This window comes from Micromonospora sp. NPDC003197, assembly GCF_053590565.1.
In genome coordinates this window covers 117,676-136,357 of sequence record NZ_JBSFTE010000010.1, presented here as the reverse complement: position 1 = coordinate 136,357, position 18,682 = coordinate 117,676, and the positions used below count along the sequence as shown (strand labels likewise).

General features: G+C 69.3%; 20 protein-coding genes. 11 read left to right on the top strand and 9 right to left on the bottom strand.

Annotated features, from left to right (window positions below):
• Nucleotides 1–3 precede the first annotated feature (3 nt).
• Nucleotides 4–138 (top strand): hypothetical protein, encoded by a 135-nt coding sequence (locus ACWDV4_RS13765; protein ID WP_449978040.1) that lies wholly within the window; start codon nucleotides 4–6, stop codon nucleotides 136–138.
• On the opposite strand, the gene ACWDV4_RS13760 is transcribed toward ACWDV4_RS13765, so the two are convergent.
• From ACWDV4_RS13760 to ACWDV4_RS13745, 4 genes are all read right to left on the bottom strand, one after another.
• A complete protein-coding gene (locus ACWDV4_RS13760) occupies nucleotides 127–1,122 on the bottom strand; it encodes an NAD-dependent epimerase/dehydratase family protein (RefSeq protein ID WP_449978037.1) in 996 nt (331 codons plus the stop codon). The genes ACWDV4_RS13765 and ACWDV4_RS13760 overlap by 12 nt on opposite strands.
• Nucleotides 1,123–1,274: 152 nt before the next feature.
• Entirely contained in the window at nucleotides 1,275–2,537 is a 1,263-nt protein-coding gene (locus ACWDV4_RS13755) for a nucleotide sugar dehydrogenase (protein WP_449978034.1), read from the bottom strand.
• 109 nt (nucleotides 2,538–2,646) lie between these two features.
• Nucleotides 2,647–3,981: a protein kinase domain-containing protein gene (locus ACWDV4_RS13750; RefSeq protein ID WP_449978031.1), complete on the bottom strand. Its 1,335-nt coding sequence runs from the start codon at nucleotides 3,979–3,981 to the stop codon at nucleotides 2,647–2,649.
• A 30-nt stretch (nucleotides 3,982–4,011) separates the two neighbouring features.
• Entirely contained in the window at nucleotides 4,012–5,109 is a 1,098-nt protein-coding gene (locus ACWDV4_RS13745) for an ABC transporter ATP-binding protein (protein WP_449978028.1), read from the bottom strand.
• Nucleotides 5,110–5,317: 208 nt separating this feature from the next.
• On the opposite strand from ACWDV4_RS13745, the gene ACWDV4_RS13740 reads away from it, so the two are divergent.
• Genes ACWDV4_RS13740 through ACWDV4_RS13725 form a run of 4 tightly spaced genes read left to right on the top strand, consistent with a single transcriptional unit; the run spans nucleotide 5,318 to nucleotide 7,440 of the window.
• Entirely contained in the window at nucleotides 5,318–5,935 is a 618-nt protein-coding gene (locus tag ACWDV4_RS13740) for a hypothetical protein (RefSeq protein ID WP_449978026.1), read from the top strand.
• The gene (locus ACWDV4_RS13735) at nucleotides 5,932–6,345 is read left to right on the top strand and encodes a phage holin family protein (RefSeq protein ID WP_449978024.1); all 414 of its coding nucleotides are present in this window, start codon (nucleotides 5,932–5,934) and stop codon (nucleotides 6,343–6,345) included. The genes ACWDV4_RS13740 and ACWDV4_RS13735 overlap by 4 nt, the downstream gene beginning before the upstream one ends.
• Nucleotides 6,346–6,372: 27 nt before the next feature.
• On the top strand, nucleotides 6,373–6,993 hold the full coding sequence (locus tag ACWDV4_RS13730) for a DUF3618 domain-containing protein (RefSeq protein ID WP_449978021.1): 621 nt from the start codon (nucleotides 6,373–6,375) through the stop codon (nucleotides 6,991–6,993).
• Nucleotides 6,994–7,044: 51 nt separating this feature from the next.
• Nucleotides 7,045–7,440: a hypothetical protein gene (locus tag ACWDV4_RS13725; protein ID WP_449978019.1), complete on the top strand. Its 396-nt coding sequence runs from the start codon at nucleotides 7,045–7,047 to the stop codon at nucleotides 7,438–7,440.
• A gap of 24 nt (nucleotides 7,441–7,464) precedes the next feature.
• Here the strand turns inward: ACWDV4_RS13725 and ACWDV4_RS13720 are convergent, their stop codons facing one another.
• The 4 genes from ACWDV4_RS13720 to ACWDV4_RS13705 all read right to left on the bottom strand — a co-directional run bounded on the left by ACWDV4_RS13720 (nucleotide 7,465) and on the right by ACWDV4_RS13705 (nucleotide 11,617).
• A complete protein-coding gene (locus ACWDV4_RS13720) occupies nucleotides 7,465–8,292 on the bottom strand; it encodes a carbohydrate ABC transporter permease (RefSeq protein WP_449978018.1) in 828 nt (275 codons plus the stop codon).
• Entirely contained in the window at nucleotides 8,289–9,203 is a 915-nt protein-coding gene (locus ACWDV4_RS13715; protein WP_449978016.1) for a carbohydrate ABC transporter permease, read from the bottom strand. The genes ACWDV4_RS13720 and ACWDV4_RS13715 overlap by 4 nt, the downstream gene beginning before the upstream one ends.
• A 3-nt stretch (nucleotides 9,204–9,206) precedes the next feature.
• The gene (locus tag ACWDV4_RS13710; protein ID WP_449978014.1) at nucleotides 9,207–10,568 is read right to left on the bottom strand and encodes an ABC transporter substrate-binding protein; all 1,362 of its coding nucleotides are present in this window, start codon (nucleotides 10,566–10,568) and stop codon (nucleotides 9,207–9,209) included.
• Nucleotides 10,569–10,735: 167 nt separating this feature from the next.
• A complete protein-coding gene (locus tag ACWDV4_RS13705; protein ID WP_449978012.1) occupies nucleotides 10,736–11,617 on the bottom strand; it encodes a LysR substrate-binding domain-containing protein in 882 nt (293 codons plus the stop codon).
• Between the two features lie 81 nt (nucleotides 11,618–11,698).
• Here ACWDV4_RS13705 and ACWDV4_RS13700 point away from each other — a divergent pair, with 81 nt between their 5' ends.
• The 6 genes from ACWDV4_RS13700 (at nucleotide 11,699) to ACWDV4_RS13675 (ending at nucleotide 18,333) form a co-directional block, all read left to right on the top strand.
• Complete coding sequence (locus ACWDV4_RS13700) at nucleotides 11,699–12,673, top strand: FAD-dependent oxidoreductase (protein WP_449978010.1); 975 nt, start codon at nucleotides 11,699–11,701, stop codon at nucleotides 12,671–12,673.
• 107 nt (nucleotides 12,674–12,780) lie between these two features.
• Nucleotides 12,781–14,019, top strand: a complete 1,239-nt coding sequence (gene egtA / locus ACWDV4_RS13695; protein ID WP_449978008.1) for an ergothioneine biosynthesis glutamate--cysteine ligase EgtA — start codon at nucleotides 12,781–12,783, stop codon at nucleotides 14,017–14,019.
• Nucleotides 14,020–14,066: 47 nt separating this feature from the next.
• Nucleotides 14,067–15,407: an ergothioneine biosynthesis protein EgtB gene (egtB, locus tag ACWDV4_RS13690; protein WP_449978222.1), complete on the top strand. Its 1,341-nt coding sequence runs from the start codon at nucleotides 14,067–14,069 to the stop codon at nucleotides 15,405–15,407.
• Nucleotides 15,408–15,435: 28 nt separating this feature from the next.
• Complete coding sequence (egtC, locus tag ACWDV4_RS13685; protein WP_449978005.1) at nucleotides 15,436–16,185, top strand: ergothioneine biosynthesis protein EgtC; 750 nt, start codon at nucleotides 15,436–15,438, stop codon at nucleotides 16,183–16,185.
• Nucleotides 16,186–16,248: 63 nt separating this feature from the next.
• The gene (gene egtD, locus ACWDV4_RS13680; RefSeq protein WP_449978003.1) at nucleotides 16,249–17,235 is read left to right on the top strand and encodes an L-histidine N(alpha)-methyltransferase; all 987 of its coding nucleotides are present in this window, start codon (nucleotides 16,249–16,251) and stop codon (nucleotides 17,233–17,235) included.
• 513 nt (nucleotides 17,236–17,748) lie between these two features.
• Nucleotides 17,749–18,333 (top strand): TMEM165/GDT1 family protein, encoded by a 585-nt coding sequence (locus ACWDV4_RS13675; RefSeq protein ID WP_449978001.1) that lies wholly within the window; start codon nucleotides 17,749–17,751, stop codon nucleotides 18,331–18,333.
• A gap of 86 nt (nucleotides 18,334–18,419) precedes the next feature.
• Here the strand turns inward: ACWDV4_RS13675 and ACWDV4_RS13670 are convergent, their stop codons facing one another.
• On the bottom strand, nucleotides 18,420–18,674 hold the full coding sequence (locus tag ACWDV4_RS13670) for a helix-turn-helix transcriptional regulator (protein WP_449977998.1): 255 nt from the start codon (nucleotides 18,672–18,674) through the stop codon (nucleotides 18,420–18,422).
• Nucleotides 18,675–18,682: the final 8 nt, after the last annotated feature.

Genomic DNA, 18,682 nt, shown 5'->3' with positions numbered 1-18,682 from the left:
AACATGGCACGCATCGCCTTCGGTCGCCCGTTGCGGCACGTCGCGTTCGACGTCGGCGTCTCGGGTGGGGTCGCCGGCGGTACGGGCCGGCGACCCCACTCGGTGTGTAGCGGGCAGGCTATCCACTCACGCTGGTGACATCGCCGTGCGTGTTTCGGCCTGTGCCTCGACGATGACGTCCTGGAGGATGTCGTCCAGGGTGCGCACCGGCCGCCAGCCGGTGAGTTCGCGCAGTTTGTTGATGTCGGGTACCCGGCGCTCCATGTCCTCGAAGCCGGCCGTGTAGGCCGTGTCGTACGGCACCAGCCGCAGTTGCGAATCGCTGGCCGTGTGCTTGATGATCCGTTCAGCGAGGTCGAGGATGCTGACCTCCTCGGGGTTGCCGATATTGAACGTCTCACCGATCGCCGCCTCGGTGTCGAGCAGTGTGGTCAGGGCGGCGACCGCGTCCAGAACGTGGGTGAAGCAGCGGATCTGCGATCCGTCGCCGTAGATGGTCAGCGGCTCGTTCCGGATCGCCTGCCGGACCAGTCGGGGGATCACCATGCCGTTGTGCGGGCTTTGCCGTGGGCCGACGACGTTGAAGAACCGGACCACCAGCGTGGGCAGGCCCCGTTCCCAGTGGTAGGCGTTGGCGAGCGTCTCGTCCACGGCCTTGGCTGTGCTGTACGCCCAACGGGCCATCGCCGGGCTGCCGATCACTCGGTCGGAGGTCTCGGCCAGCGGCCCATGCGAGTTCTTACCGTAGATCTCCGAGGTGCTGGCGATCATGATTTTGCGCTGGTAGCGGTGGGCTGCGGAGATGACGGTCTGCGTGCCTCGGATGTTCGTGTTGAAGGACTTGAGTGGCTGCTCCATGATCAGCTTCACGCCGACGGCGGCTGCCAGGTGGACGACGGTGTCGCAGCGGTGTACCAGTTCATCGACGATGACCTCGTCCAGGGCCGAACCCTGGACGAACTCGAAGTTGGGATGCCCGGCTACCCGACTGAGGTTGCTGAGCCGGCCGGCGGGCAGGTTGTCCAGTACGACCACCCGGTCGCCTCGGGCCACTAGGGCGTCGACCAGGTGCGAGCCGATGAAGCCCGCGCCGCCGGTAACCAGAATCGTGCCGCCTTGCATGTAATTGCTCCCTCTTTTGTCGCCGTTCTGGGCCAGTTGGATGGGCAACAAGCACTATAAGCCGCTTTTTGGCTTCAAAGAGATGAATGGGTGTTTTGTTCGAGGCGTGTCAGATCATCGAGCTGGTGGAACCGTGCACGCTTTGGATTCGGTCACAACCGCTCGACGTTGGGTCCGACGCACCGGTTGCGCGTGTCGAAGACGTAACCTGCCGAGTCGGTGACCAGGTCGTAGTCCAGCGTGTCGTGGTCGGTCACCACCACTACGGCGTCTGCGGCGCGGATCTCCTTCTCGGTCAGGTTGACCAGGGTCACGCCAGGCGGGATGTGTCCCAGTTCGGCGTACGGCTCGACCGCCCGGATGTGAGCGCCCAGCCTGGCCAACTCCCCGGCTACGTCGATGGCCGGCGAGTCCCGCATGTCGCCGGTGTTCTTCTTGTAGGCGAGGCCCAGCAGGAGTAGTCGGGCATCCTTCATCGACCGGCCTCGCCGGTTCAACCCGGCCATGATCCGGTTCGCCACGTGCTGCGGCATCGAGTGGTTGATGTCACTGGCCAACTCCACGAACCGGAACTGTCGGTTCAAGGTGCGTTTGACCTGCCAGGACAGGTAGCACGGGTCGATCGGTAGGCAGTGCCCACCAACCCCGGGACCGGGGCGGAAGGCCATGAAGCCGAAGGGTTTGGTGGCGGCGGCGTCGATCGCCTGCCAGACGTTGACGTCCAGTTGGTGGGCGAGCACGGTCAGCTCGTTGACAAGTGCGATGTTGACCTGGCGGAACGTGTTCTCGATCAGCTTGGTGAGTTCCGCGACCCGGGTCGAGTCGACGGTGACCGTTCGCTCGACGATCCGGCGATAGAAGGCGTCGACCTTCGCCAAGGCCGTGGCGTCCATGCCGGCGACCACCTTCGGAGTGTTCTCCAGTCGCCAGATCGAGTTTCCCGGATCGATGCGTTCGGGGCTGTAGCCGAGGTGGAAGTCCTCCGGACTGCGCAGGCCGCTGCCCTGCATCAGCAGTGGGCAGAGCAGTTCCTCGGTGGTGCCGGGGTACGTGGTTGACTCCAGGATGACGGTGCAGCCGGGGCGGATATGGGGGGCGAGGGCGATGCCGGCCTGCTCGACATAGCTGAGGTCAGGTGCGCCGTCCCGCAGTGGGGTGGGCACGCTGATGACGCAGACGTCGAAGTCCCGCGCGTCCGCGTAGTCAGTGGTCGGTAGGTATCGCCCGGTCGCCAGGGCGGCGGCGAGCCGGTTGGACGAGATGTCCTCGATGAACGACTCGCCCGTGCTGAGGCGCTTGATCCGGGTGGCGTCGACGTCGATCCCCACGACCTCGAACCCCGCCTCGACCCCGCGGACGGCCAGGGGAAGACCCACGTATCCCTGACCGATCACCACCAGCTTTTCAGCCTGCATCTCGGCTCCTAAGGCTCCTAACGGCATAGGCCACACCTTAGGTGTCGATATGGAGGTCTTAGGGCGAAACACCGCTAAAACTGGACATGGTTGGGTTGGAGTAGCCCGCTCAGTTGGCTTCGGTCGTGCTCTCCGGGCCGGGCGAGACCGGTGTGCGGCTCGGCGTGGCGGATGTCGTACTCGCCGGAGGCGGGGTGGGTTCGTTGCTGGCCGGCGTGCTGGGATCGGTACTTGGCTCGGCCGACGGGGACGGCTGGGCGGTGGGGGAGGCACTCGAGCCGAGTGACGGGTCGAGGTTGCGGCCGGTGGAGCCGGTGGTGGAGACACCCGGTGAGGTGGCCCGGGAGGTCGGTGTGGAGACGGCCGGCGCGGACGGTGAGTTCTGGTCGGCGGGGGATCCTCCGGTGTCGCGGCCCAGTCCCAACGCGGCGGTCAGACCGGCCAGCCCGAGCACTACCGCGCCCGCGACGCTGAGCAGCGTCGCCCGACGGGAGCGGGTACGCGGCGGCGGGGCGGCGACCACCGGCAGTTCGGTCAGCGTGTCCGGTCCCGACTTCGCGCCCATACCGGCGGCGATTGGGGAAAACCCGCCGGCACCGGTGGTGGTCGTCAACTCTTCGCCGGAAAGGGCTCGCGCGGCGGCGGCGAAGGCGGCGGCGGTGGGATACCGCTCGGCGGGATCCTTTGCCAACGCCCGCATGATTAACTCGGCGACCGGGGCGGGCACCTCGGCAGGCAGCGGCGGAGGCATCTCGTCCAGGTGTCGTACCGCGACCTCGAGTGGGGTGTCTCCGGTGAACGGAGGCGCGCCGGCGAGGCAGCAGTACGCCACCGCGCCCAGCGCGTAGATGTCGGTGGCGGCGGATACCGGCCGACCGGAAGCCTGCTCGGGAGCCATGTACAGGGCGGTGCCCGGGATGCCGTTCGCGCTCGTGATGCTGGTCACAGAGGATGACCTGGCCACCCCGAAGTCGACCAGGACCACCGACCCGTTCGGCTGGACCAGCAGGTTGCTGGGCTTCACGTCACGGTGGACGATTCCCTTCTCGTGCGCGGCGTGCAGCGCGTCCGCAGCCTGGGCCAGTACGGAAAGGGTCTGCGGCACGTCGAGTTGGCCGGCCGCCTCGATCCGGCGGTTGAGCGGTTCGCCGTGGACGTACTCCATGACCAGGTAGTCGGCGCTGCCACCCGGCGCGTTCGGGTCCTCGCCGACGTCGTACACCCGGACGATCCCCGGGTGGTGCAGAGCAGCCATCATCTTCGCCTCGGCGCGGAACCGGGCGATGAAGGTCGGGTCGGTCAACAGGCTCGGGAGCAGGATCTTTACCGCGACCTCACGGTCTAGTAACAGATCGGTCGCACGCCACACATCGCCCATCCCGCCGGTGGCGAGGCGTTCGTCAAGACGGTAGCGGTCGCTGAGTACGACTCCCGAGCACAACACGGCGGTAACCGTACCCAGTCCGCTGATTCGTCATGCGGCCGGTTCGATGGTCGGGATCGCGACTGAGGTGGCGGGGTTGTAGAGGCGGATCCGGCCGGGGTCGAGGGACAGGAACACCGTCTGCCCGACGCTGGCGGTCGTCGTGGTGGGTGTCTGCACCTTCACCGATCGTCCGGCCAGGTCGACGGTGAGTAGGATCGCCGCTCCGGTCGGCTCGACCACCTCTACCTGCGCGGGCAGCCGCTCGGATGCGTCGACGTCGTGGACCGCCATGTTCTCCGCTCGGATGCCGATGGTGACCGAGTCGCCGTCGTACCTGTGCAGGTGGGGCAGGGGGATCATCCGGTCGGCGAGGTGCAGTCCGAATCGTCCGGCGCTTCGCTCAACCCGGGCGGTCAGGAAGTTCATCGGCGGGGCGCCGAGGAACCCGCCGACGAACTCGTCGGCCGGCGCGTCATAGACCTCCAGCGGCGGTCCGAGTTGCGCGATGCGGCCCTGCCGCATGACCGCGACCCGGTCGCCGAGCGACAGCGCCTCGGCCTGGTCGTGGGTGACGTAGATGATGGTGGTGCCGAGTTTCCCGACGAGCCGTTTCAGTTCGGTGCGGAACTGCATCCGCAGTAAGGCGTCCAAGTTGGACAGGGGCTCGTCCATCAGCAGCACCCCGGCGTCGACGACGATGGCCCGGGCGACGGCGACGCGCTGGCGCTGCCCGCCGGAGAGCTGGGCGGGATATCGGTCGAGGAAGTCGGTGAGGTCGAGCAGTTCGGCGGCCTCGGCCACTCGGCGGTCGATCTCCGGTTTGGGAGTCTTACGCATGGCCAACCCGAAACCGATGTTCTGCCGTACCCGCAGGTGCGGAAAGATCGCATAGGACTGGAAGACCATGGACAGGTTGCGCTGTCGGGCGGGCAGGTCGGTGACGTCCCGTCCGTCGATGTGGACGGTGCCGGCGTCCGGCGATTCCAGCCCAGCGATCAGGCGTAGCAGGGTGGTCTTACCGCAGCCACTCGGGCCGACCAGCACGAGGAACTCCCCGTCGGCCACCCGCAGGCTGATGTCGTCGCTGGCCCGGGTCTTCGTACCCGGATAGGTCTTCACCAGGTCGTGCAACACGATCTCGGCCAACTCGTCCCCCCTGTGCGTCGGTGGTCGGGACATCCCACATGTTGCCCTGATCGGCATCGATGCACCAGTGCGCGCAGCTGACAGAACTACGGGCGGGGTGTATTCGGGGACCGCTCGGGTAGGCGCTTGCGGCATTCACCCATCCGGTATCGGCAGGGTGGTGCCGAACGATACCGGGTCGAGGTGACGCCGAAGGGGGAAAGACCAGATGGCAGCAGGCAAGCAGGCCGGTTCACCGCAGGGTGTGGCGGCTGGCAAGGCCCAGCAGGTCCGTAACCAGGCGACGCAGGTCGGTCACGAAGCGACCCACGCGGGCGGCGAGGTGGCGCATCACGCCGCCGGGCAGGCCCGGGAGGTGGCGGGCGAGGCCGGCCAACAGGCCCGGGACCTGATGGGTGAAGCCTCCGCGCAACTGCGCGAGCAGGCACAGACCCAGCAGAATCGCGTCGTCGAAGGACTGCGCGGGCTTGGCCACGAGTTGGCGGCGATGGCGAGCCGTAGCGACCAGCCGGGGGTGGCCACCGAGATGGTCCGCCGGGCCTCGCACTCCGCCAACCAGGCCGCCGGCTGGCTGGCGGAGCGGGAACCGGGCGCGGTGGTGGAGGAGGTACGCCACTACGCGCGCCGGCATCCGGGCACCTTTCTGGCGGTAGCGGCGGTGGCCGGGGCGCTGGTGGGGCGGCTGACCCGGAACATGTCCGGGGCAGGCGACGGCAGCTCCGGTCCGAGTGCTGCCGCTGACCGGGGTGCTGCTGCCGCTGGTCCGGGCGCTGCCGTCGGAGGCGGGCCGTACCCGACCACGCCGGGTACGGAGGTGCCGAGGTGAGCGATCCGGCCCGCCCGGTCGTGGAACCGGGACAAGACAGGTCGCAACTTTCCCTCGGCGAGCTGCTCGGCGAGGTGACCCGGGATGTCTCCACCCTGGTGCGGCAGGAGGTGGAGTTGGCCAAGGCGGAGTTACGCCAGGATGCCCGGTCGGCCGGCAAGGCCGGCGGGATGTTCGGCGGGGTCGCCCTGGCCGGTTTCATGGTGCTGCTGTTCCTGTCGTACGCGGTCTGGTGGGCGCTGGCCGCGGCGATACCCACAGGCTGGGCGGCACTGATCGTGGCGGTGATCTGGGCGGTCGTCGCGGCGATCCTCTTCGCCATGGCCCGCAAGCGGATGAAGGAGGTCCGGGGCCTGCAACGAACGAAGGAAACCGTCCGGGAGATGCCGACCGCCCTGCGGGGCCGGTGAGCCGAGCCGAGGCAAAGGAGAGTTGCCATGTCAGCCAATCCCGACCGGATCCGCCGGGACATCGAGCACACCCGTGATGAGTTGAGCAGCGACGTCGACGCTTTGACCGACCGGGTCAACCCCCGACGGATGGCCAACGACCGGATGGGCCAAGCCCGAGGGGCCCTGGACCGGGCCCGAGAGAGAATCATGGGTACGGCCAGTCACGCCGGCCAGGCCGGCGGCGGTAAGGCGTCGGCGGCAACGCACCGGGCCGCGGAGACCGCCTCATCGGTACGGGACCGGGCGAAGTCGGTGCCGCACATGTCCATGGAACAGACCGAGGGAAGCCCACTGGCCGCCGGCCTGATCGCCTTCGGGGTGGGGCTGCTCGCCGCCGCGTTGATCCCGGCGAGTCGGTCGGAGCAGCAACTCGCCGGGCAGGCCAAGCGGACCGCGATGGAACACTCCGATGAGTTGAAGCAGCAGGCCAGCGGTGCCGCGCAGCAGGTGCGGGACAACCTGCGGGAGCCGGTGCAGCACGCGACCGAGGCCGTGAAGTCGAAGGCGGCCGGCGGAGCGTCCGCGGTACGGGAAGAGAGTCGAGGCGCGGCCCAGAACCTTCAGGGGCAGGCCCGCTCGGCCGGCGAGGACATCAGACGGCAGTAGGTCGTGCTCGACCGAGCCGACCGGCGGGTACCGAATTCGAAAGGGAAGATCATGACGACTCCTGACCATCCGGTTGGTGGCACCACGGCTGCGCATGGCCGAGGTACACACGGCCACGCCACCCATGCCAAGACCAGCGCCGCCGCCACCTTCGCCCTGGTGTTCGGTGTAGCAGGCCTGCTCAGTGCGCTCACTGTCATCCTCTCGACGCTCGGGCTCATCCTCGGCATCATCGGGATCGTCCTGGCGGTGATCGGGATGAAGATGGCCCGACGGCCCGGGGTGACCGGTCGGGGAGTCGCGCTCGGCGGGCTGGTGCTCAGCATCCTGGCGGTGCTGATCGGGGTGGCCTTCCTGGCGGGTGTCACCACCTTCCTCAACGATCGGGCCGCTGTTGACCGACTGCAACGAGAGGTCGACTACCTGCGTGACGAACTGCCGAAGTGATCCGGCTGGCGCGGCCGACCCGGGTCAGCGGATCGTGCTGCCCCACATGTTCAACAGGTAACGCCGCATCAGGGCGATGAAGACCAGTGCCGGTACGACCAGCGCGAATCCACCCGCGAACCGATAGGCGAGCGGCGAGTCGGAGAGCGTGGCGAGTACCTGGGCGGGCAGGCTACGCCGGTTGAGGGTGAGCACGGCGGCACCGAACACCTCGTTCCACGAGGTGACGAAGGTGAAGATGGCGGCGGCGGCGATGCCCGGCAGGGCCTGGGGCAGTACGACCCGGGCGAAGGCGCGGGGCGCGGTGGCACCGAAGACCATCGCCGCCTCCTCGTGTTCGACCGGCACCGAGACGAAGACGGCCGACGTGATGAGTACGGTGGTCGGTAGGGCGAGTGCGGTGTGCACGAGCGCGACTGCGTACGTCGTGTCGTACAGGCCGGTGCTGAGGAAGACCCGGGCCAGGGGGACGGCGAGCACCACGATCGGCAGAGCCCGGACCAGTAGCAGGAACAGTTGGTAGGGGTCGCGTCCGCGGAACGCGAAGCGGGCGACGGCGTAGCCGGCCGGGACACCGAGCAGCAGGGACAGCGCCAGGCTGATCAGGCCGATCTCGACCGAGTTGCGGAACGCGGGCAGCACCCCGGTGGAGGTGAGGAAGTTCGTCATCGTGTCGACCGAGACTCCGGTCGGCAGCAGGGGCAGGGGGAACCGGTCCAGTGACTCCCGACCGGAGAGAGCGGCGAGCGCGATCAGGTAGAGCGGTACGCCCATGAAGAGGGTCACGGCGACGCAGGCCACCTGCACCAGCGCGGTACGCCGGGTCGTCCGCCACCGCCGCCGGGGGATCATCGCGACCTCCCCTGGCTCGGGTCACGCAGCACCCGCAGGTAGACCATTGCGGTGCCGATGGAGAACACCAGCAGCACCAACGCGATCGCGGCGGCGACGTGCTCGTTCTGGAGCGTGACGTGCCACTGGTAGGTCTCGCCGACCAACAACGGGAAGTTGCGGCCGGTCAGCGCCTGAGCGACGGCGAAGGTCTGCAACCCGAGGATGGTCCGCAGGATCAGTGCCACCTGGAGGCTGGGCCGCAACTGGGGGAGTAGAACGTGCCGCAGCCGTTGCCAGTAGGTCGCCCCGAAGACCGCCGCCGCCTCGTCGTAGTCGCGTGGGATGTTCTGTAGCCCGGCGACGACAATGACCAGTACCAGGGAGGTCGCCCGCCACAGCTCGGCGAGCAGCACCGCGACGAACATCGTCGTCGGATTCTGATAGGAGAGCCAGGAGTGGCCCTCGCCGAGGCCGAGGTGGACCAGGAACGAATTGAGGTAGCCCCGGTCGGTGAAGATCGCGAGCCAGACCAGTCCGGCGGCCAGGTCACTGATTGCCAGCGGGACGCACCAGACGTAGAAGTAGAACCCGGACAGCCGGGGACGGCCGCGCAGCAGTAACGCCATGGCCAGCGCGAAAGCGAACTGGAACGGGATGAGTACGACGATCAGCAGCGCCGTGTTCCGGGCCGCCGGCCAGAAGTACGGATCGGCCAGCATCCGGCGTACATGATCGAGGGTGAACCCGTCGTCGGCACGCAACGCCTGAAGTACGCCGACGGCCAGCGGCCAGAGGAACAGGGCGGCGAGGAACACCACGGACGGCGCCACGAGCAGCAGGGGCACCGGTAGCCGGTGCGCTCGGCGTACCCGATGGGCGCGGCGGGTCCGGTCCGGTGCCGTCGTCGGGGATGCCGTCGGTGTCGGCATGGGCTATCCCACCCGACAGGGCTGCCCGGCCGCGACCGGATCGGGCCGCCAGCAGGGCACCTTCAACTCGGCGAGGATGGCATCGAGTTGCCGCGCCTGGGCGTCGAGGACCGTTTGCGCCGGTCGGCCGTCCAGGCAGATCTCCTTGAAGCAGTTCTTGAAGATCTGGGACACCTCGCCGTCGCGATTGCCCAGTCCGACCGGGGGCAGGGCGAGGATCGCCCCGGCGGCACTCTGCTGGCGGCGTACCGCCTCGGCCGCCATCGCGACGGCGGCCGGTAGCTCCGGTGGGATCGGGGTGTTGATGGCCGGGAAGAAGGCGTTCTGGCGCAACACGTCGAGCTGCACATCGCGGGTGGTCAGCCCGGTGATGACCTCGCGGGCCCGGTCGGCCGCTGGCGCGCCCCGGGGGATCGCCAGCCCGGCGACGACGAGCAGATAGCCCAGTCCCTTCGGGCCGCGTGGCGCGGGAGCCATCACCCAGTCGTCCGGCTTGGCGGTGGGTGCGTTGACCAGCCGGGCGACATGGTCCCAGGCGATGAGCACCTCGCCACGTTGTAGCGGCTCCTGCATCTGGTCGAAGTTGGTCGACGCGGGGGTGGTCTGGGCCCACAACTCCTTGAGGTACTGCCAGGCCTGCACTGCCGCCGCACTGCGGAACGTGCTGATCTGCCCGCCGGTGAAGCTGGGCAGCAGGTAGCCCTGGAAGAACCGGTGGTAGAGGCCCTTCGGCCCGCACGGCAGGCCGAGTACCGGCTTGCCACCGTTGCCTCGTCGGGCCGCGCCGGCCCAGTCGAGCAGTTGGTCGTAGGTCAGGTTCTGCACATCCGCCCCGCTGGGCAACCACTCCAGTGCGCGTTTGTGGACCGCGAGCACGTATGACGCCTGCATCCAGGGCAGGTAGCTGGCGTTCGAGCCGTTGAGCCGGCCCAGCGCCGCGATCTCGGCGGGGAATCCCCGATCGGCCAGTTTCTCGGCGAGATCGTCGAGGTGCTCGAAGCGGTCCGCGTGCGGGGCGAGGTCGCCGTGCAGGCCACCGACCAGGTCGACCTGTACTCGTCCGGCGGCCACCTGGGAGGTCAGCGTCGAGGCGAAGACGCCCGGCTCGACCGGGTTGTACGCCACCGGTGCGGCGGTGATCCGCTCGGCGAGGATCCGCTCGAATCGCTGTCGCTCCTCGACCGGAGTGAACTGGGTGGAGAGAAAGTCGACCGTGTCCGCGCCACCGTCGCCGCCGCTGGTCGAGGCCCCGCCACAGGCCGCCAGGAGGGGCGCGGCGCCGGCACCGAGGCCGAGGGCGAGCAGCGCGCGGCGACGCAGGCGTACGGGGTCAGCGGGTCGCGGTGTCGTGGGCCACGTTGCCATCGCGTGCCTCCGGTTCTCTCGGCGGGACCGAGCATCGAGGTGGCGGCGTGCCACCCGGCGTGGGCCCGTCTGGTCGGTGCGGAGTGACACAAGTGGATAAATTCGTGGGGGTCCATGTCAAGGGCCGAGCGGTATGCAAGCGGCTGCTCGGATCGCCCGCGCCTGGATCAGGCCGGTGCGCTGTCCAGTGCGGCGAGCAGGCGTCGTACGGCCGGCGTGACGGTCCGTATGTGGTAGGCGAGGGCGATGTCAACGGTGGGGACCGGTGCGGTGAAGTGCCGTAGGCGCACCCCGGGCACCCGCAGGGCGCGCGCCCGGCCGGCCGGTACGGCGGCCAGCACGGCACCGGTGGAGACGGCCCGGAGCAGTTGTTCGTCGTCCGGCTCGTGGCGCACCAGGTGGAAGCCGCCGTGCGGCCAGATCTGCTGGACGATGCGGTCGTACATGCCGGGGCCGTTCTCCCGGGGCCACATCACCGCCGGCTCACCCATGACCAGCTCGCGGGGGATGCGTCGGCGTCGGGCCAGGGGATGGTCGGCGGGGACGGCCAACAGCAGTTCCTCGGTGTCGACGAGCCGGCACCGCAGCTGCGCCTCGTCAACCGGCGGGCGGACGAACGCGGCGTCGTAGCGGCCGGCGAGCAGTCCGGCGACGTTCGGTGCGGTCCATCCGGTCTCCGGCACCACCTCGACGTCCGGATTGTCGGCCCGGAACCGGGCCACCAGGGCGTCGACCCGTCCGCCCCGGGCCGATCGGGTGTAGGCGAGCCGGATCCGTTCGCCCTGGCCGCGCACTGCCGCCGCGATGCGTTCCCGCGCCTGAGCTGTCTGGGCCAGCAGCGCGGTCGCCTCGGCGGCGACCACGACGCCGACCGGGGTCAGGCGGCACGCGCCCCGGCCGCGTTCGATCAGTCGGGCACCCAGTTCCCGTTCGAGCGCGCGAATCTGCTGGCTGAGCGCGGGTTGGGCGATATGCAGGCGCGCGGCGGCCCGGGTGAAGTGCAACTCCTCGGCCAGTACGGCGAGGTAGCGCAGCCGGCGCAGCTCCATCGATTAACTATAAGAGCCGCTTATGGTTCGGTAAGGGACTTGTCTTGGACGCCTCCAGTGTCGGGCCGGTTGGCTTGGGGCATGGTTGACGTAGTGGTTGTCGGAGCCGGCGTGGTGGGTCTGACCTGCGCGATCCGGCTTCAGCGCAGTGGCGCCCGGGTGGCGGTGGTGACCGCCGACGATCCGGCCCAGACGGTGTCCCGGGTGGCTGCCGCGGTCTGGTACCCCACCCGTACGGCGGAGGATTCCCGGGTGCTGGAGTGGGGGCGGCGTACCGTCGAGGAGTTGACCGAGCAGGCGGGGCGCGGGGTGCCCGGCGTGGTGCTGCGCCCGACCCGGATGTTGCGGCGTACCCCGGACGAGGGCACGCCGTGGTGGGCGGATGCGCTGCCGGACTTCCGTACGGTGGCGGCCGACGAGGTGCCGGCCGGTTATCTGGGCGAGTGGCGGTTCACTGCTCCGACGATGGAGATGGGGCCCTATCTCGACTGGTTGGTCGCGCAGGTGCTGGCGGGCGGCGGGGTGGTATTGCGGCGCCGGGTCGATCGGCTGGCCGACCTGGCCGGGCTCGCTCCGGTCGTCGTCAACGCCACCGGGTTGGCCGCCGGTGCCCTGGCCAGGGACGACCGCGTCCACCCGGTACGCGGACAGATCGTCCTGGTCAGCAACCCCGGACTGCACGTCTCGGTACGCGACGAGGAGAACCCGGCCGGGATGAGCTACGTGCATCCGCGCCGTCGGGATGTCGTACTCGGTGGCACCTTCGAGCCAGGTAACGGGAGCACGGTGGTGGACGAGGCCACCGGTCAGGCCATCCTGAAGCGGTGTGTGGCCCTGGTGCCGGAGCTGGCCGAGGCCAGAGTGACCGGAGGACTGGTCGGTCTGCGGCCGGGCCGGCACGGCGGGGCGCGGGTCGAGGTGGACCCGGTCGGATTACCGGGCGGCGGACGGTTGGTGCACAGCTACGGCCATGGTGGGGCCGGTGTCACGCTCTCCTGGGGGTGCGCCGACGAGGTGGTCGCCCTGTGTGGCCAGGATGCCTCTGGTTCGGTATAGATTGGAGATTGTTGATGTCTCTGATCGCCTGTCTCTGATTGCTGCGGTGACTGTTCCGTCGTGATCTGGGTATGGCAGGAACCACCGGGCCGGAGGGAGTCTGACCAGTGACGACGAGACAGGAGTTGGCCTGCGCCACGGTGCTGCGGGAGGTCGGTGAAGCCGAGGGATACCTGGCGAAGATCTGCTTCAAGACCGGGCCACCGCGGCTGGTCGGCGTGGAACTGGAATGGACCGTCCACGACGCGATCGATCCGACCCAGCCGGTCGACCCGGTCCGACTGCGTGCCGCCCTCGGGCCGCACGCCCCCACCACCCTCGATCCCGACAGCACCAGCACACCGCTGCCGCAGCTCGGCACGGTCACCGTCGAACCCGGCGGCCAGGTGGAGATCTCCACCATCCCCCATCACCGGCTCGCCGCACTACACGAGACCACCAGCGCGGACATCGACTACCTGACCGGCCTGCTCGACGCAGCCGGCCTCGTCCTGGGCCGCACTGGCATCGACCCGTACCGGCCACCCCGCGCCGCACTCGACACCCCTCGCTACCGGGCCATGCGCTGTGCCTTCGACCGGCGGGGGCCGGCTGGTCGGGCGATGATGTACAGCACCGCCGGTCTCCAGATCTGCATCGATGCCGGCCAGCCAACGCAGGTCGCCGCGCGCTGGCAGGCACTGCACGCGTACGGGCCACCGCTGCTCGCCGCCTTCGCCACCGCCGGCCGGCACGCCGGCCGGGACACCGGATGGGCCTCCGCTCGGATGGCGGCCTGGCAGCGGATCGACCCCGGGTGGACCCGGGCGGCGTGGACCCGAACCATCGACCAGTCCGACCCGATTCGGGCCTGGTCGGCCTATGCGCTGGCCGCGCCACTGCTCTGCGTACGGCGGACCGACGACACCAACTGGGCCGCTCCACCGGGAGTCACCTTCCAGGACTGGATCAACGGGGCGTTGCCGCAGCCGCCCACCACCGACGACCTGGACTATCACCTCAGCACCTTGTTTCCACCGGTACGGCCGCGCGGCTATCTGGAGGTCCGTTATCTGGACAGCCAACCGGCGGGAGAGTGGATCGCCCCGGTAGCGGTGCTCGCCGCCCTGCTCGCCGACGACTCGGCGGCCGGACTGGCCCGGGAGGCCTGCGAGCCGGTCGTCGACCAGTGGGGCCGAGCCGCCCGGTACGGCTTGGCCGACCCGGACCTGTTCCGGGCCGCGGCCACCGTGCTCGACGTGGCGTGCCGTGCCCTGGACCGTACCGACCTACCGCCCAGCACCCGCCAGCGAATCACCGAGATCGTGCAGCGGCGTCTCATCGCCGCGGAGAGGGGAGCGCCGTGACCTCGACCCCACCGGAGGCCGCCCCGGAGAATGCGCCCGTTGCGGCACTGGCCGTCCCGGAGAATGCCCGCACCGTCCCGCCAGTTGAGCTACGCGACCGGATCGTGGCCGAGTTGGACCGCACCCGTCGGCGCAGCGCCCTGCTCACCGAGGTGGTCGACGACGCCGACCTGATGCGCCAACACTCGCCGATCATGTCACCGCTGGTGTGGGACCTCGCCCACGTCGGCAATCAGGAGGAGTTGTGGCTGGTCCGCGACGTGGGAGGGCGGGAGCCGGTACGCCAGGACATCGACGACCTCTACGACGCGTTCAAGCAGCCCCGTCGGGACCGACCGTCGCTGCCCCTGCTCCGGCCGGACGAAGCCCGCGCCTACCTGGGGACGGTCCGGAACAAGGTGCTCGACTTGCTGGACACCGTACGTTTCGACGAGCGTCGACTGGTCGCCGACGGGTTCGCGTTCGGCATGATCGTCCAGCACGAGCAACAGCACGACGAGACCATGCTCGCCACCCACCAACTGCGGGTCGGACCACCGGTGCTCTCCGCACCACCTCCGCCACCCTCGGCAGGGTCGGTCACCGGGGAGGTGCTGGTGCCGGCCGGGCCGTTCACCATGGGCACCTCGACCGACCCCTGGGCACTGGACAACGAGCGCCCCGCACACCGAGTCGACCTGCCGGCGTACTTCATCGACGCCGTGCCGGTGACCAACGCCGACTACCTGGCCTTCGTGGCGGCCGGCGGCTATACCGAGCAGCGCTGGTGGAGCGAGCCAGGCTGGCACTACCGGTGTGCGGCCAACCTGGGCACGCCGATGCACTGGCGGCGGGACGGTGCCGACTGGGGCTATCTGCGGTTCGGCCGGTTCTCGCCACTGGTCCTCGACGAGCCGGTGGTGCACGTCGGTTACTACGAGGCCGAGGCGTACGCGGCGTGGGCCGGTAAACGACTGCCCACCGAGGCTGAGTGGGAGAAGGCGGCCCGCTGGGATCCGGCCAGTGGGCGGTCCCGCCGCTATCCCTGGGGAGACGAGGACCCCACCCCGGAGCACGCCAACCTCGGTCAACGGCATCTCGCCCCGGCACCGGTGGGTGCGTACCCGGCGGGTGCCTCACCGCTCGGCGTGCACCAGCTCATCGGCGACGTGTGGGAATGGACCTCCACCGGGTTCTACGGCTATCCGGGGTTCGCGGCCTTCCCGTACCGGGAGTACTCGGAGGTGTTCTTCGGCGAGTCGTACCGGGTGTTGCGTGGCGGCTCGTTCGGCACCGACCGGGCAGCCTGCCGGGGCACCTTCCGCAACTGGGACCTGCCGATCCGACGGCAGATCTTCAGCGGGTTCCGTTGCGCCCGGGACCCGCGGCCCGGCGAGCTCGACCGGTGATGTCCGAACGCCCTTCGGTGGTCGCCTGATGTGCCGACATCTGGTCTATCTCGGGCCACCGCTACCCCTGGCTGCGCTGCTGTTCGACCCGCCGCACTCACTGGCCCACCAGTCCTGGGCGCCGCGGGACATGCGCGGCGGCGGGACGGTCAACGCCGACGGCTTCGGTATCGGTTGGTACGGCCCCGGCCCGGAGCCGCTGCGCTACCGCCGGGGCCAGCCGATCTGGACGGACTCGACGTTGCCGGCCCTGGCGGCGGCGACCTCGTCCAGGGCCGTCCTCGCTGCGGTCCGGTCGGCCACCGTCGGCATGCCGGTGATGGAGACCGCCGCCGCACCCTTCGCCGCCGGACCGTGGCTGTTCAGCCTCAACGGGGTGGTACGCGGCTGGCCGGACTCGATGGTGCCGATCGTTTCCGGGGTGCCGATCCGGGACCTGTTGACCCTCGACGCGCCCACCGACGCGGCGGTGCTCTGGGCGATCGTCCGACACCGGCTCCGGGCCGGTGCGTCCCTGGCCGAGGCGGTCGGCACCACGGTTCGGCAGGTCGCCGCCGTCGCCCCCGACTCCCGGCTGAACCTGCTGCTCACCGACGGGCGTACGGCGGTGGCCAGCACGATCGGTCACGCGCTGTCGGTCCGCGTCGGCGACGGTTCGGTGCTGCTCTCCTCCGAGCCGCTCGACGACGACCCCGGGTGGCGACCGGTCCCGGACCGGCGACTCGTCGTCGCCACCACCGACGACCTGACCAGCTTTCCCATCGACCGACAACCGTGAACCGGACGGGTAGCCGTCATTCCATGGGCCGCGCCGACGCGGCCCAGCCGAGAAGGAGACAGCGTGAGCACGGAGCCGTTGGAGATCTACCTGACCGAGCAGGACCTCGCCCGAGCGCTTCGCGAGGACGTCCGGATCGGGCTGACCGCCCAGCCGAAGTGGCTGCCGCCGAAGTGGTTCTACGACGCCCGGGGCAGTGAACTGTTCGAGGAGATCACCCGCCTGCCCGAGTACTACCCGACTCGCGCCGAGCGGGCCATCCTGGCCGCGTACGCCGACGACATCGCCCGGCTCAGCGACGCGAAGACCCTGATCGAGTTGGGGTCCGGCTCCTCGGAGAAGACCCGACTGCTGCTCGATGCGTTCGCCCGACCGGGCGGTTTGGGTACATTCGTACCGTTGGACGTTTCGGTCAGTGCGTTACGCCAGTCGACGGCGAAGATCGCGGCAGACTATCCCGGTCTGCGGGTGCGGGGAATCGTCGCCGACTTCACCCGGCAGCTCGATCGGTTGCCCGTCGGCGGTCGCCGCATGGTGGCCTTCCTCGGTGGCACGATCGGCAACCTGACCCCCGACGAGCGGGCGGGATTCCTCCGGTCCATGCGAACGGCGCTGGAACCCGGCGACTGGTTTCTGATCGGTACCGACCTGGTGAAGGACCCGGCGGTGCTGGTGCCGGCGTATGCCGACGCGGCTGGGGTGACCGCCGAGTTCAACCGCAACGTCCTGCGGGTGGTCGACCGGGAGTTGGGGGCGGATTTCGAGCCGGACGGGTTCGACCACGTCGCGGTCTGGGACGCCGAACACGAGTGGATCGAGATGCGGCTGCGGTCCCGCCAGGCCCAGCGGGTACGGGTGGCCGCGCTCGACCTGACCGTGGACTTAGCTGAGGGGGAGGAGCTGCGGACCGAGATCTCGGCCAAGTTCCGCCCGGCCGGTATCGAGGCCGAGTTGGCCGCCGCCGACTTCGCGGTCTGTGCCACCTGGACCGACGACGAGCAGCGGTTCCTGGTCACCCTCGCCCAGGTGGTCCCGACGAGGCGGGCGTGACCCGGTACGCCCATCGGCACCCGGTTGCGGGATTCTCCCGCTACCACCGATGACCTCTGCTGGACTGGGCAGATGTGGTCGAGTCGAGCGCCGGCCGAATGAGCCGGTTCACGGCCTGGCTGCTGGGGCGTTTGGGCGGTTCGCTGCCCTTACCGTGCTCGGGCTCGTCGTGGTGGGTCTGGTCGGGTGGCGGATATACCGGAGCCGGTCCAATCAGCGAACACGTCGGTCTGACCGGAATGGGCAGTAGCTTCCTCCTCGTGCGGACCGCAGATGGGGAACCGCACCCTGGCCAGTGACCTGGCGCACCCGGCGGACCAGCCAGAACCGGTATCGGCTAGTCTCGGTGCCGCGAAGGGGAGTAGCTCCCAATGTCGTGGTCGACATACTGGTGCGTTCCGCATCCGGCCACGCGGCCTCATCCAGGTGGGGCGGGCGAGACCTTCGACTCAGGCTGTACAGCCGGGTCGAGGTCGCCCATGCCCTGACCCGGCTCCGACCGGGAAGGGTTTCATGGACGGATTTCTCGTCGCTCTGGCGGTGAGCTTCGGTGTCATTTTCGTGGCCGAGCTGGGCGACAAGTCGCAACTTATGGCGTTGACCTTCGCCACCCGGTTCAAGCCGATACCGGTGTTGATCGGCATCACCGTTGCCACGGCCGTGGTGCACCTGGCGTCGGTGGCGATCGGTGTCGGGCTGGGTGCGGTGCTGCCCACCGGTTGGATCTCGCTGGTCGCCGGATTGGCGTTTCTGATGTTTGGTGCCTGGACGCTGCGTGGCGACGCGCTGACCGACGAGGAGAAGCGCAAGGCCGAGCGAACGGACAAGTCCGCCATCGTTCTCGTGTCGGTCGCGTTCTTCCTTGCCGAACTGGGAGACAAGACGATGCTGGCCACCATCACCCTGGCCACCCAGTACGGATGGTTCGGCACCTGGCTGGGCTCGACGATCGGCATGGTGGCGGCCGACGCCCTGGCCATCCTGGTCGGTCGGATGCTGGGCAAGCGGCTGCCCGAGAAGACGATCAAGTATGGCGCGGCGATCCTCTTCGCGATCTGCGGCGTCTGGCTCATCGTGGAGGCTCTGCCCCAACTGTGAGCCGTTGTGCGATGGTGCTGGGCAGCCGCCGGGCTGCCCAGCACCAGAACGGCCCGGCGGATCGCCCCGTCGATCCGCCCGCGAGGTCAGGCCGGCCGGCTGGTGGCGGGGGCGGAAGTAGCGCCGATCCGGGGGAACGGTTCGATGGAGAAGACCACCTCGACCGCCACCTCGAAGTAGGCCGCGATCCGCAGTGCCAGGTGCAGGCTGGGGCGGAACTCGCCCCGCTCCAGGTAGCCCACCGTCTGGTAGTGCACCCCGAGGGCGTCAGCGAGTTGCCGTCGGGATATTCCCCGCTCCGCGCGCAGCACGGCGATGCGGTTGTAGACCGTCTCACTCATCGCCTCGC

Excerpts from the sequence above, each read along its gene's own strand:
- ACWDV4_RS13765 (WP_449978040.1), top strand. The coding sequence starts at position 4 with ATGGCACGCATCGCCTTCGGTCGCCCGTTGCGGCACGTCGCGTTCGAC.
- ACWDV4_RS13760 (WP_449978037.1), bottom strand. The coding sequence starts at position 1,122 with ATGCAAGGCGGCACGATTCTGGTTACCGGCGGCGCGGGCTTCATCGGC.
- ACWDV4_RS13755 (WP_449978034.1), bottom strand. The coding sequence starts at position 2,537 with ATGCAGGCTGAAAAGCTGGTGGTGATCGGTCAGGGATACGTGGGTCTT.
- ACWDV4_RS13740 (WP_449978026.1), top strand. The coding sequence starts at position 5,318 with ATGGCAGCAGGCAAGCAGGCCGGTTCACCGCAGGGTGTGGCGGCTGGC.
- ACWDV4_RS13730 (WP_449978021.1), top strand. The coding sequence starts at position 6,373 with ATGTCAGCCAATCCCGACCGGATCCGCCGGGACATCGAGCACACCCGT.
- ACWDV4_RS13725 (WP_449978019.1), top strand. The coding sequence starts at position 7,045 with ATGACGACTCCTGACCATCCGGTTGGTGGCACCACGGCTGCGCATGGC.
- ACWDV4_RS13720 (WP_449978018.1), bottom strand. The coding sequence starts at position 8,292 with ATGATCCCCCGGCGGCGGTGGCGGACGACCCGGCGTACCGCGCTGGTG.
- ACWDV4_RS13715 (WP_449978016.1), bottom strand. The coding sequence starts at position 9,203 with ATGCCGACACCGACGGCATCCCCGACGACGGCACCGGACCGGACCCGC.
- ACWDV4_RS13710 (WP_449978014.1), bottom strand. The coding sequence starts at position 10,568 with ATGGCAACGTGGCCCACGACACCGCGACCCGCTGACCCCGTACGCCTG.
- ACWDV4_RS13705 (WP_449978012.1), bottom strand. The coding sequence starts at position 11,617 with ATGGAGCTGCGCCGGCTGCGCTACCTCGCCGTACTGGCCGAGGAGTTG.
- ACWDV4_RS13700 (WP_449978010.1), top strand. The coding sequence starts at position 11,699 with ATGGTTGACGTAGTGGTTGTCGGAGCCGGCGTGGTGGGTCTGACCTGC.
- egtC (WP_449978005.1), top strand. The coding sequence starts at position 15,436 with ATGTGCCGACATCTGGTCTATCTCGGGCCACCGCTACCCCTGGCTGCG.
- ACWDV4_RS13675 (WP_449978001.1), top strand. The coding sequence starts at position 17,749 with ATGGACGGATTTCTCGTCGCTCTGGCGGTGAGCTTCGGTGTCATTTTC.
- ACWDV4_RS13670 (WP_449977998.1), bottom strand. The coding sequence starts at position 18,674 with ATGAGTGAGACGGTCTACAACCGCATCGCCGTGCTGCGCGCGGAGCGG.